Source organism: Bizionia paragorgiae (genome assembly GCF_900107625.1).
Taxonomy (GTDB): Bacteria; Bacteroidota; Bacteroidia; order Flavobacteriales; family Flavobacteriaceae; genus Bizionia; species Bizionia paragorgiae.
This window is the reverse complement of the sequence record NZ_FNQK01000007.1, coordinates 62,284-75,380: the sequence shown is the minus strand read 5'-3', so window position 1 is coordinate 75,380 and position 13,097 is coordinate 62,284. Positions and strand designations below refer to the sequence as shown.

Here is a 13,097-nt window from a genome sequence, read left to right as displayed (position 1 = left end):
TTAGTGTTTGTGGTTTTTTTCGATGTAGCTAATAATATTTTTAGCGATATTTTTTTCGGTTGCGATTTCAATCCCTTCTAATCCTGGCGTCGAGTTAACCTCAAGTAAAAGTGGACCACGAGCAGATTGTAGCATGTCTACCCCACAAACAGGAAGCTTTAAAGCTTTCGAAGCTTTCATGGCAACAGCAAGTTCGGCGTCGCTTAGCGTAATAATATTTGCCGAGCCTCCACGATGTAGATTGGATCTAAATTCACCTTCCTTTCCTTGGCGTTTCATAGCGCCTACCACTTGACCATCTACCACCAAAGCTCTTAAATCAGCGCCTTTAGCTTCTTTAATAAACTCTTGTACTATAACGCGAGCTTGTAGGCCATTAAAAGCCTCTAGTACAGATTCTGCTGCGTTTTTGGTTTCAGCCAAAACCACACCTAAACCTTGGGTGCCTTCTAAAAGTTTTATAATTAAAGGTGTTCCGCCAACATGAGCAACCACTTCTTCAACGTCTCTAGAATAGTTAGTAAATACTGTTTTTGGCATGCCAATTCCCGCCTTACTTAAAATCTGAAGACTTTTTAGTTTGTCTCTAGATCGTAAAATAGCTTCCGATGAGGCTGTCGAAAAGACACCCATCATTTCAAATTGACGTACCACAGCACAACCGTAAAAAGTTACAGAAGCTCCAATTCTAGGAATGACAGCGTCTACATAATCAAGGTATCTGTTTTTGTAATATATACGAGGTCTTTCTTTTTCAATAATAATGTCGCAACGTAAAGGGTCTATAACTTCAAGTTTATGACCTCTTTTTTCGCCTTCTTCAATTAAGCGTTTTGTAGAGTATAAATGTGGGTTTCTTGATAATATTACAATATTCATTCTTGTGATTTTTTATAAGATAGATTTTCTTTGTCTACATCTATCATAAATTTGCGACTTATAAACTGCCTTCCTATTAAAACAGGGAATTTCATCTCTGCTCGTGTGCTTAGGGTTAAATTAATTTTATATGTTTTTCCAAACAGTACAATTTCCGATTTAATTTTATATCTAGTTTCTACTTGGCCATTACTACTCTTCACATTAGTAAAAGAATAACTGTCAAAAATAACCTCTTTACCACTAAAATTAGGGTGCCCTTTACTGTAGAAAGTACATTTAAGTTGGTTGTTTTCTTCTTTTATTTTTGAGCAATGAATGGCTGATGTATAAGCGCCAGAATCTATCTTAACGTCAATACAATACAAATTAAGTTTTGGGAAATCGACTTTGTCTACGCGACCAATAATTTTTTTTTCCATCTTTATAAGATAATAAAGTGTTGCAATGTAGTAAAATAGTTAGTGCTTCATATTTAATTTTTAAAAAAAAATTAACGTCCTACGCGTTTTAATATACGTTTTAAAAACAGATAAATAATTACCTTTACAAAATGAGTGAAACGACCTTAGATTTACAGCTTAAAACCTTACCAAACGCACCAGGTGTATACCAGTACTTTGATGCGGATGGGACTATTATTTATGTGGGAAAAGCTAAGAATTTAAAGAAAAGAGTGAGTTCGTATTTTACAAAAACCCACGATAGTGGCAAAACGCGGGTGCTTGTAAGAAAAATAGCAAGTATAAAACATATCGTGGTAGCTACGGAAACTGATGCCCTTTTACTAGAAAACAACCTAATTAAGAAGCACAAACCGCGTTATAATGTCTTGCTTAAGGATGATAAATCCTATCCTTGGATTTGTATTAAAAACGAGCGCTTTCCTAGAATTTTTTCTACCCGTCGTGTTATTAAAGACGGGAGTCAGTATTTCGGACCTTATACCAGTATGAAAACGGTGTCAACACTTTTAGATTTAATAAAAGGACTCTACCAGTTGCGTACTTGTAATTATGATTTGGTGTCAGAAAAAATTGCGGCAGACAAGTATAAAGTGTGTTTAGAGTATCATTTGGGTAATTGTCTAGGGCCTTGTGAGGGACTAGAATCAGAGGCGCACTACCAGGAAAATATTGTAGCTATAAAAGAAATTCTAAAGGGTAATTTTAAAGATTCTATAGGTGTGTTTCGCGAACAAATGCAGGTGTTTGCTCAGAATATGCAGTTTGAAGAGGCGCAGAAAATAAAAGAGAAACTAGAAGTTTTAGAAAATTATCAAGCCAAATCAACGATAATTAATCCGCGAATTAGTAATGTAGACGTGTTTTCTATTGTTAGTGATGATAGTTACGGTTATATTAATTTTCTTCAAATATCTTATGGTTCGATTATTAGGTCTCATACCTTGGAGATTAAAAAGAAATTAGACGAATCTGATAAAGCGCTTTTAGAGCTTGCAATCATTGAAATTAGGCAGCGTTTTAATTCTAATTCTAAAGAAATATATGTACCTTTTAACGTCAATATAGGAAATGAGGTAAAAGTGACTGTTCCGCAACTTGGAGATAAAAAACATATTTTAGATTTGTCTATTCGCAATGCGAAATATTACCGAATGGAGCGTTTTAAACAAGTGAAAATTACCGATCCAGATCGCCATGTAAAGCGTATAATGGCACAAATGAAAACCGACTTGCGATTAAGTGTAGAGCCAAGACATATAGAGTGTTTTGATAATTCTAATATCCAAGGCACAAATCCGGTAGCCGCCTGCGTGGTATTTAGAAATGGTAAACCGAGTAAAAAAGAGTACAGGAATTTTAACATTAAAACAGTGGAAGGTCCAGACGATTTTGCTTCTATGGAAGAGGTTGTCTACCGACGCTATAAGCGGTTGCTCGAAGAAAATGAACCCTTGCCACAACTTATAATTATTGACGGAGGGAAAGGGCAATTGTCATCGGCACTAAAAAGTTTGGAGGCCTTAGATTTAAGAGGTAAGATTGCTATTATTGGTATTGCGAAGCGTTTAGAAGAGCTGTTTTATCCTGGCGATTCTGTGCCTTTATACCTAGATAAAAAGAGTGAAACTTTAAAAATAATTCAGCAGTTGCGAAACGAAGCGCATCGTTTTGGAATTGAGCACCATAGAAATAAACGAAGTAAAGCTGCGCTAAATACAGAAATGGAAACGATTCCGGGTATTGGTGAGAAAACAATCGTAGATTTGTTAAAAGTTTTTAAATCGGCGAAACGCGTTGCTAATGCTAAATTAGATGAGTTAGAAGCTGTTATTAGTGTGTCACGAGCAGAAAAAATTTATAATTATTACCATAAAAACGAAGAATAACCCATGAAGCAATTACTTATTTTAACACTATTCCTAGTTGTGTTTTCCGGTCGTGTTTATGCCCAAGAGCCTGTGAAAAAAGAGCTTAAAGTCGGTTTGGTTTTAAGTGGTGGTGGAGCAAAAGGACTAGCTCATATAGGAGTGTTAAAAGTAATGGATAGCTTGGGTATTCGTGTAGATTATGTTGCTGGTACAAGTATGGGGGCTATTGTGGGGTCTTTATACGCTTCAGGATATTCTGGAAAACAATTGGATTCTATTTTTAAAGAGGTCGATTTTGGAGCTATTATTAACGATAATATACCTCGAGAAGCTAAAACCTTTTATGAGCGTGAAAACAGTGAAAAGTATGCTGTTACCCTACCCTTTGATAACTTCTCGGTAAAATTACCATCGGCTTTGTCTCGCGGTCAAAACACATTTAATTTATTGTCTAAATTAACACTTCATGTTTCAGATGTTGAAGATTTTAGCAAGCTTCCGATACCCTTTTTCTGTATCGCTACAAATATAGAAAACGGACGACCTGTTGTTTTAGACAAAGGAAATTTAGCCTTAGCAGTAAAAGCTAGTGGTGCTTTTCCTTCTTTATTTCAGCCCGTACTAATAAATAATGAGTTATTAATAGACGGTGGTGTGGTTAATAATTATCCTTTAGATGAGTTAAAGGTTAAAGGTATGGATGTAATTATCGGTGTCGACGTACAAGATGGTCTTGCGAATAGGAACGATTTGTCTTCAGCAGCAGCCATTCTGTTTCAAATCAATAACTTTCGTACCATTAATGATATGAAGGTGAAATCTAAAAAAACCGATATTTATATCAAACCCGATATTACTAATTTTACTGTAGTGTCTTTCGATTTGGGAGAAAAAATTATTGAAAACGGTAAGATTGCAGCGGTTTTAAAAATACCGGAATTAGAAGCCTTGGCGCAAAAACAAATCAAAGCACCTTTAGAATTTACCGATCACAAAGTCCCGGATAGTCTTCAGATTAATGACGTGTATTTTGAAGGCTTAAATAATTATACGATTTCTTATGTGTTAGGTAAGTTTAAATTTAGACCCGATCAAAAAATAAGCTATAATGCCTTTGTGAGCGGTACTAATAACTTGGTGGGAACAAACAACTTTGATAGTTTTAATTATAAATTAAAACCCTCAAATAAAAACGGAGTGGAAGGTTATGATTTATATGCAGAGTTAAAAGAGACTAAGAAAACAACCGCCTTAAAATTAGGCTTGCACTACGACGGCTTATATAAGAGTGCTGTTTTAGCTAATATTACCAGTAAACAATTACTGTTTAAAAGTGATGTGCTGTCGTTCGATTTAATTGCTGGTGATAATGTGCGGTATAATTTTGATTATTATATAGATAAAGGACATTATTGGAGTATAGGGGTGAGTTCTAAATATTCCGAATTTCAGACCAATGTGTCCGCATCGGGTTTATTAACCCCAGATCAATACGCAGAAGCTGGTGTTAATAAATTAAATACAAAATTAACCGACTTAAGCAATCGTTTCTTTGTGCAAACACAGTATAAGAATGATTTAAAAGTTACTTTAGGAACGCAACACCAACGCTTAAAAGTGAGTACAGAAACAGTGATTTTAGACCCTAATAAAAAAACATTTTTCGATAAGAGCGATTATCTAAGTTTATATGGAAATTTAAGGTATGATTCTTTCGATAATAAGTACTATCCTACAAGAGGGTTTTATTTTAATGGTGATTTTAATATTTATCTCTATTCGTCAGATTATAATAAAGACTTTTCAGAATTTTCAGTGTTAAGCGGTGAGATGGGTTATGCCCATAGTATTACTAATAACTTTAGTGCATCCATAAAAACAGAAGCAGGATTGAGTATAAATTCTAATGAAAGTTCTTCATTCGATTTTATTCTTGGAGGGTATGCTAAAAACTTCGTAAATAATTTCACTTCTTTTTACGGTTATGATTTTTTATCTATCCGTGGTAATAGTTATATTAAATCTACCATTCAAACCGATTATGAGGTGTTTAGGAAAAATCATATTTTATTAGCTGCCAATTTCGCGAATGTCGAAAACGATCTTTTTGAAACTGCAGATTGGTTTTCTTGGCCTAAGTATTCTGGTTATGCTGTAGGCTATGGTATGGAGTCGTTTTTAGGTCCCATAGAAGCGCGTTACACTTGGTCTCCAGATACCAAAGAAAGCTATTGGTTTTTTAATTTAGGATTCTGGTTTTAAGATAGCCCTTAAATAGAATCGTCTAATATGTAATTCTAAATCAGCAGATTTGTATAATCTAAGTCAGGGTTTTTGAATTACATTTTATAAACTCCAAAAAAATGACGATATTTGTTCGTAATGAAACACTTTTGGCAAGACTTACTTTCGCATTTAAAATTTCTTATAAAAAGAAATCCTGAGTGACGCTATATAATTAACAATCAAATCATTGTTTAATTATTAATTTAGATTATCATGCCTTTTTATCACAAGTTAGGAAAAATCCCACCCAAGCGCCATACACAGTTTAGAAAACCTGATGGTAGCCTATATGCCGAGCAACTATTTGGAACCATAGGTTTTGATGGGATGTCTACAAATTCGTATCACGAACACAGGCCAACACAAGTTAAAGAAATTAGAAAGCAATATAGTGTTGCTCCTAAAATAGCGAAGGAAAACCATATACAATCCTACCGATTAAGAGGATTCCAAGTTAAGCCCGAAAACGATTACTTAGAAAGTCGTAAAACGGTTTTAACCAATAGCGATTGTAGTATAATTTTAGCCGCCCCTAAACAATTGCAAACCGAGTACTTCTATAAAAACTCAGATGCCGACGAGCTTATTTTTGTCCATAAAGGAACGGGTAAGTTACGTACGCACTTAGGGAATTTGGATTTTAAATATGGCGATTATTTATTGGTGCCAAGAGGTATAATTTATAAAATAGATTTCGATACCGAAGATAATCGTTTGTTTATTGTCGAGTCTCGACGTCCTATTTACACACCAAAGCGTTACCGCAACTGGTTTGGGCAATTATTAGAGCATGCTCCGTTTTGTGAGCGCGATTTACGCCAACCACAAGAGTTAGAAACACATAACGAAATCGGAGATTTTGTTATCAAGGTGAAAAAACAGGACGATATTTTCGAAATGGTGTATGCCACACATCCTTTTGATGTGGTAGGTTACGATGGGTATAACTACCCTTACGCCTTTTCAATCCACGATTTCGAACCCATTACTGGGCGCATTCACCAACCGCCACCAGTACATCAAACTTTCGAAACCGATGCCTTCGTAGTTTGCAGTTTTGTGCCGCGTTTATACGATTATCACCCAGACAGTATTCCAGCGCCATACAATCACAGTAATATCGACAGTGATGAGGTGTTGTATTATGTCGATGGTGATTTTATGAGTCGAAACGATATCGATGCTGGTCATATTTCGTTACACCCCGCAGGGATACCACACGGTCCGCACCCGGGAGCAACCGAGCGCAGTATTGGTAAAGTAAAAACCGATGAGCTTGCTGTTATGGTAGATACATTTAAGCCTTTAAAAGTAACCGAAGAAGCTATGAAAATTGCCGATGAAGATTACTTTAAATCATGGTTAGAATAAAATAATTAGGAGCTAGATCCTGCTTTCCGCTATATCTTTTTTGAAAATAAAAAAGGATGTCGCATCAATCAGGGCTAGACATAGAAATAAAAACACAATTACAGATGAAATTGGCATTACAAACGCAATCAGAGCATCAAAATGATTTCGGTGTTTGCTAATTCATCATTAAATTTAAAATATATTATGAGTAAAAAAGAAATACAATCAGTAGAATACGGATTAGAGAAAATATTTGAAGGCGCACAAGACTTCTTGCCTTTATTAGGAACCGATTATGTAGAGTTTTATGTGGGAAACGCAAAACAAGCGGCTCACTTTTATAAAACAGCATTCGGTTTTCAATCGTATGCTTATAAAGGATTGGAAACAGGATCTAGAGATTCTGTGAGTTATGTATTAAAACAAGATAAAATCCGTTTAGTATTAACAACACCTTTAAACAGTAAGTCTCCAATAAACGATCATATTGTTAAGCACGGAGACGGTGTGAAAGTGGTTGCTTTATGGGTTGATGATGCTACTAAATCATACGAAGAAACAACAAAGCGTGGTGCAAAATCGTATATGGAGCCAACCGTAGAAAAAGATGAGTTTGGAGAGGTCGTGCGTTCAGGAATTTATACTTACGGAGAAACGGTACACATGTTCGTAGAACGTAAAAACTACAAAGGGACATTTATGCCTGGTTTTGTCGAGTGGAAATCAGATTATAACCCAGAGCCAACAGGTTTAAAATTTATAGACCATATGGTTGGAAATGTGGGTTGGAACGAAATGAATACTTGGGTAAAATGGTACGAAGACGTTATGGGCTTTGTTAACTTTTTATCTTTCGATGATAAGCAAATCCACACCGAATATTCAGCATTAATGAGTAAGGTGATGAGTAATGGTAACGGACGAATTAAGTTTCCAATTAACGAGCCAGCAGAAGGTAAAAAACGCTCTCAAATTGAAGAGTATTTAGATTTTTACGAAGGCCCAGGAGTGCAGCATATTGCTGTGGCAACAGATGATATTATTAAAACTGTAGCCGATTTACGATCTCGTGGTATTGAGTTTTTATCAACCCCACCAGAAGAGTACTATAATGCTGTGCCAGGACGATTAGAAGAGCATAGTCATGAGCTTAGAGAAGATATAGAAGCCCTAAAGAAATTAGGTATTATGATTGATGCCGATGAAGAAGGGTATTTACTTCAAATTTTTACAAAACCATTAGAAGATAGACCAACATTGTTCTTTGAGATAATTCAGAGAATGGGGGCTAAAGGCTTTGGTGCAGGTAACTTTAAAGCATTGTTCGAATCTATAGAAAGAGAACAAGAATTAAGAGGAACTCTTTAAGACAGTAGTATTAAAAATAGATTAAAAAATGCCACCACATTTGTCGGTGGCATTTTTTTGTTTTATACTTTTGGAATAGTAATTGTATTCTAGAGTATAATAGTTTTAAATACAGTTTAATACAATATCCAATCGATATGAAAAAAATAATATTATTAATCGCTGCAGTTCTAACGATTCAGTTTGCGGTCTCTCAAGAAAGTGCTTTTGGCGAAGGTGAGTGGTTTAGATTTAAAATGAGCTACAGTGGTTTTCTTAAAGCAGGAAACGCCACCTTGTCTGTTAGCGAAACGGCTCTAGATGGTAAAGATGTTTATCATGTTGTGGGAAAAGGATGGACCACAGGAATGGCAAAGTGGTTTTTTAAAGTGAAAGACCGTTATGAAAGTTTTTTCGATAGGCGTACAATGTTACCTTACAAGTTTATTAGAGATATAAACGAAGGCGGACATAAAAAAAATCTAGAAATTGATTTTAATCAGGCGAAAAATGAAGCCTTAGTACACAATAAAAAACACAATACAAAAAAGACCATTGCCACCAAGCCTAATATTCAAGATATGGTTTCTACTTTTTACTATTTACGTAATAAGCTAGATATTTCAACCCTTAGAATTGGAGATGAAATAAAACTCGATATGTTTTTTGATGAAGAGAATTATGGTTTTAAATTGCAATATCTAGGAGAGGAAACAATAAATACCGAATTTGGTGAGATTGAATCCCTTAAATTTAGACCTTATGTTATGGCAGGCCGTGTTTTTAAAGAAGAAGAAAGTTTAACGCTATGGGTATCAAAAGATAAAAATAAAGTACCTTTACGCATCAAAGCAGATTTAGCTGTAGGTTCTTTAAGAGCAGATTTAGACGCTTTTAGAGGTCTTAAGCATCCATTTAAAATTTTAGTAAATAACTAATGAATACCAAGAAAGATATAACCAACCAACTTAAAGATAAATACGAAGCATTAAATCAAGATTTAGACGTTCATTTAGAGGGCTTGCTACATTCTAAGCCAATTAATTATTGGGAGTACATTCAAACAGATGCCCTTTTAAGTCTTCAAAATCAGCGCACCACCTTACCAGATGAAATGGTGTTTTTAATGTATCACCAAGTGAATGAATTGTTGTTTAAAATGATTCTTTGGGAAATTGAGCAGGTCGCAAAAAATGAAGCTATAGATGCTGCATTTTTCGAGGATAAACTTATGCGGGTAAGTCGTTATTTTGATATGCTAACTTCGTCTTTTAATGTCATGCGAGAAGGTATGGACGTGGCGCAGTACAATAAGTTTCGAAACACTTTAACGCCGGCTAGCGGATTTCAAAGTGCACAGTATAGAAAGATAGAATTTGCTTCTACAGAGTTAATTAACTTAATCGATAACCGATTTAGAGCAACTATAGATCGCAATACTTCTTTTGAACACGCTTTCGAGCACTTGTATTGGCAAGCAGCAGGAAAAGATTATAAAACAGGAAAAAAATCCTATACATTAACAGTTTTCGAAGAGAAATACAAAGATGAATTTATTAGATTTGTCGAATTCTATAACACGCACAATTTGTGGTCTATCTTTAAAGGGTTACCTCAAGCGGTTAGAGAAGATGAAAAGCTCGTAAAAGCGATGCGTCATTTAGATTACACGGTTAATATTACCTGGGTTATGGCACACTACAATACGGCGAATCACTATTTAAATATTGGTGGTAAAACAGCAGAGGCAACAGGAGGAAGTGAATGGGTAAAATACATGCACCCTAAATACCAAAAAAGAATATTTTTTCCAGATTTATGGAGCGAACAAGAGCAAGAAGATTGGGGCAAAGGTGTATAATTTTAGTTGTACTTTTTATAAGCTTTTACAGTTGTAAAAAGGAGGAGCAACACGTAGATACTTTAGAAACAGCATTAATAGAAGAACCAGAAGATGTCTATGAATTCGGTTTTAATCTTAATGATTATATAGTTAAAAGAGATACGGTTAAGAAAGGCGATAGTTTTGGTCAGATATTAGAACGTAATCAATTGGGGTATTCAGAGATTTTTAAAATCGCTGAACGCGCTAGGGACACTTTCGATATTAGGAAGCTACAGGTCGGGAAGCCCTATACTATTTTGTGTTCTAACGACTCTTTACAACAACCAAAATGTTTTATTTATCAGCCCAATAAAACAGATTATGTGGTTATAAACTTTCAAGATTCTATACATGCTTATACAAGTTCTAAGCCTATAAAATATGTCGAGAGAGAGATTTCTGGTGTGATTACATCAAATATATCAGAAGCCTTGAGTGCGCAAGGAAAAAGTATTGCCTTAGCATATAAAATGGCCGATGTGTATGCGTGGACCATCGACTTTACTAGACTTCAAAAAAATGATAAGTTTAAAGTTATTTATACCGAGAAATATATTGACGATTCTATTTATGCTGGAATAGAAAATATTAAAGCGGCCTTTTTCGAACATAACAAGCAACCGTTTTATGCTTTCGAGTTTGAAACAGATAGTGTTAAAGGAATAAAAGATTATTTTAATGATGAGGCTAAAAACTTACGACGTGCTTTTTTAAAGGCACCTGTAAAGTTTAAGCGTATTTCATCGCGTTATAATTTAAACAGACGTATTGCTTTATACGGAAATAGAGTGCGCCCGCATAAAGGTACCGATTTCGCTGCGGCTGTCGGAACTCCAATTATGGCCACGGCAAATGGAACGGTAATCGCCTCAGAAAAACGTGGTGGTAATGGTAACTATGTGAAAATTAAGCATAATGCAACCTACTCCACGCAGTACCTTCATATGAGTAAGCGAAAATCTAAAGTTGGTGATTATGTTAAACAAGGTGATGTTATCGGTTGGGTTGGAATGACTGGAAACACTTCAGGTCCACACGTGTGTTATCGCTTTTGGAAAAATGGAAAGCAAGTCGATCCTTTTAAACAAGATTTACCAGATGCAGAGCCTATTTCTGATAGTTTAAAAACTAAATTCTTAAAATATATTCAGCCAATAAAGCAACAATTAGAGGCTATCGAGTACATTCCTATTCAGCAGACTGAAACCATAGAGAATGCACTTAGTGAAACCTTAAGTACAGATACTGTTGCTAATTTAGAATAACCAAAAAATGAAATTGCCCGCTGTAAACCCTACCCAAACAAAGTCTTGGAAAGCTTTAGAAAACCATTTTAACGCTATTAAAGAGGTTGAAATGAGCACCTTGTTTTCTGAAGATTCAAGTCGTGCTGAAAAGTTTACGATCAAATGGGAGGATTTCTATGTCGATTATTCTAAAAATAGAATTACCGAAGAAACGATGCAATTGCTTTTAGATTTAGCCGATGAGGTTAAATTAAAAGAAGCTATGGCGTCTTACTTTTCAGGTGATGCTATTAACCATACCGAAAACAGAGCCGTTTTGCATACCGCTTTACGAGCTAGTGCTTCGTCTGAAGTTTTTGTTAAAGGAGAAAATGTTATCCCTGGAATCAATCAGGTAAAAGAAAAAATTAAAGACTTTACGCAGCGCATCGTTAGTGGAAAGCAAATAGGGTTTACAGGTAAACCTTTTACCGATGTGGTAAACATTGGTGTTGGTGGTAGCGATTTAGGTCCCGCTATGGTAGTCGATTCACTTCGCTATTATAAAAACCATCTGAACGCTCATTTTATAAGTAATATAGACGGTGATCATATTAATGAAACCCTAGAGGAACTCAACCCAGAAACAACACTTTTTGTTATTGTCTCTAAAAGTTTTTCTACTCAAGAGACTTTAGCCAATGCAAATACTGTGAAAAGTTGGTTTCTAAAAACAGGGACGCAGCAAGATATCGAAAAGCATTTTGTTGCCGTGTCTTCCAATATTAAAAAAGTTAAAGCTTTTGGTATCCACCAGGATAATATTTTTGCAATGTGGAATTGGGTTGGAGGTCGTTTTTCGTTATGGAGCGCTGTAGGGCTAACAATTAGCTTGTCTCTAGGCTTTTCAAACTTCGAAAAGCTGTTACTAGGAGCTCAAAAAATGGATACCCATTTTAAAACTGAAGACTTTAAATCTAATATCCCTGTAGTTTTAGCACTGCTAAGTGTTTGGTATAATAACTTTTTTAAATCTGAAACGGAAGCTGTTATTGCGTATTCTCAATACCTAAATAAGTTAACGAGTTACTTACAGCAAGGTATTATGGAAAGTAATGGTAAAGGTGTGGATCGCACGGGTAAACCCATTCAATATCAAACGGGAACTATTATTTGGGGAGAGCCAGGAACCAATTCACAACATGCCTTTTTTCAGCTAATACACCAGGGAACAAAGTTAATACCTGTCGATTTTATTGGTTTTGCTCAAAGCCTATATGGAAATCAAGCGCATCACGATAAGTTAATTTCTAATTATGTGGCGCAAACCGAAGCCTTATTACACGGCAAAAAGAAAGCGGATATTATTAAAGATTTGGAGGCTAAAAATGTAGCCCAAGAGACAATAGAGCGAATTCTTCCTTTTAAAGTGTTTAAAGGTAATAAACCAACAAATTCTATCTTTATTAATAAACTTACACCAGGAAGTTTAGGTGAGTTGTTAGCCATGTACGAACATAAAATATTTGTTCAAGGTATTATATGGAACATCTATAGTTATGACCAATATGGTGTAGAATTAGGTAAGCAATTAGCGAATACCATTCTTTCGGAGATAAAAGAAGAGAAAACTAGCGTTCATGACACGTCTACAAGTCAGCTTTTAGCCCACTACAAGTCCTTTAAATAGCAGTTTGTTGAAAACTTTGTTGATATGTTAATCATTTAAATTATTGATTAACAGATTGTTGAATTATTTTTGATTAATATTATTAATGTTAACCTT

Annotated in this window: 10 protein-coding genes; 8 read left to right on the top strand and 2 right to left on the bottom strand. The window is 35.2% G+C overall.

The annotated features are described in order from the left end of the window. Both rimK and BLV64_RS06485 read right to left on the bottom strand, forming a co-directional pair. A complete protein-coding gene (gene rimK, locus BLV64_RS06490) occupies positions 1 to 879 on the bottom strand; it encodes a 30S ribosomal protein S6--L-glutamate ligase (RefSeq protein WP_092133389.1) in 879 nt (292 codons plus the stop codon). Further along, positions 876 to 1,301, bottom strand: coding sequence for an ATP-dependent zinc protease family protein (locus BLV64_RS06485; protein ID WP_092133388.1), 426 nt, complete (start codon positions 1,299 to 1,301; stop codon positions 876 to 878). Before BLV64_RS06485 ends, rimK begins: the two co-directional genes overlap by 4 nt. A 131-nt stretch (positions 1,302 to 1,432) precedes the next feature. Between BLV64_RS06485 and uvrC the strand changes: the two genes are divergently transcribed. The 8 genes from uvrC to pgi all read left to right on the top strand — a co-directional run bounded on the left by uvrC (position 1,433) and on the right by pgi (position 13,001). Then, entirely contained in the window at positions 1,433 to 3,232 is a 1,800-nt protein-coding gene (gene uvrC, locus BLV64_RS06480; protein ID WP_092133387.1) for an excinuclease ABC subunit UvrC, read from the top strand. 3 nt (positions 3,233 to 3,235) lie between these two features. Beyond that, positions 3,236 to 5,476, top strand: coding sequence for a patatin-like phospholipase family protein (locus BLV64_RS06475; protein WP_092133386.1), 2,241 nt, complete (start codon positions 3,236 to 3,238; stop codon positions 5,474 to 5,476). 237 nt (positions 5,477 to 5,713) lie between these two features. After that, positions 5,714 to 6,871, top strand: coding sequence for a homogentisate 1,2-dioxygenase (locus BLV64_RS06470; RefSeq protein WP_092133385.1), 1,158 nt, complete (start codon positions 5,714 to 5,716; stop codon positions 6,869 to 6,871). Between the two features lie 186 nt (positions 6,872 to 7,057). Continuing rightward, positions 7,058 to 8,221, top strand: a complete 1,164-nt coding sequence (hppD, locus tag BLV64_RS06465) for a 4-hydroxyphenylpyruvate dioxygenase (RefSeq protein ID WP_092133476.1) — start codon at positions 7,058 to 7,060, stop codon at positions 8,219 to 8,221. 137 nt (positions 8,222 to 8,358) lie between these two features. Continuing rightward, positions 8,359 to 9,138: a DUF3108 domain-containing protein gene (locus BLV64_RS06460; protein WP_092133384.1), complete on the top strand. Its 780-nt coding sequence runs from the start codon at positions 8,359 to 8,361 to the stop codon at positions 9,136 to 9,138. Further along, entirely contained in the window at positions 9,138 to 10,061 is a 924-nt protein-coding gene (locus BLV64_RS06455) for a tryptophan 2,3-dioxygenase family protein (RefSeq protein ID WP_092133383.1), read from the top strand. Before BLV64_RS06460 ends, BLV64_RS06455 begins: the two co-directional genes overlap by 1 nt. Then, on the top strand, positions 10,019 to 11,350 hold the full coding sequence (locus BLV64_RS06450) for a M23 family metallopeptidase (protein WP_092133382.1): 1,332 nt from the start codon (positions 10,019 to 10,021) through the stop codon (positions 11,348 to 11,350). Before BLV64_RS06455 ends, BLV64_RS06450 begins: the two co-directional genes overlap by 43 nt. A gap of 7 nt (positions 11,351 to 11,357) precedes the next feature. Beyond that, entirely contained in the window at positions 11,358 to 13,001 is a 1,644-nt protein-coding gene (gene pgi / locus BLV64_RS06445; RefSeq protein WP_092133381.1) for a glucose-6-phosphate isomerase, read from the top strand. The last annotated feature ends 96 nt before the right edge of the window (positions 13,002 to 13,097 follow it).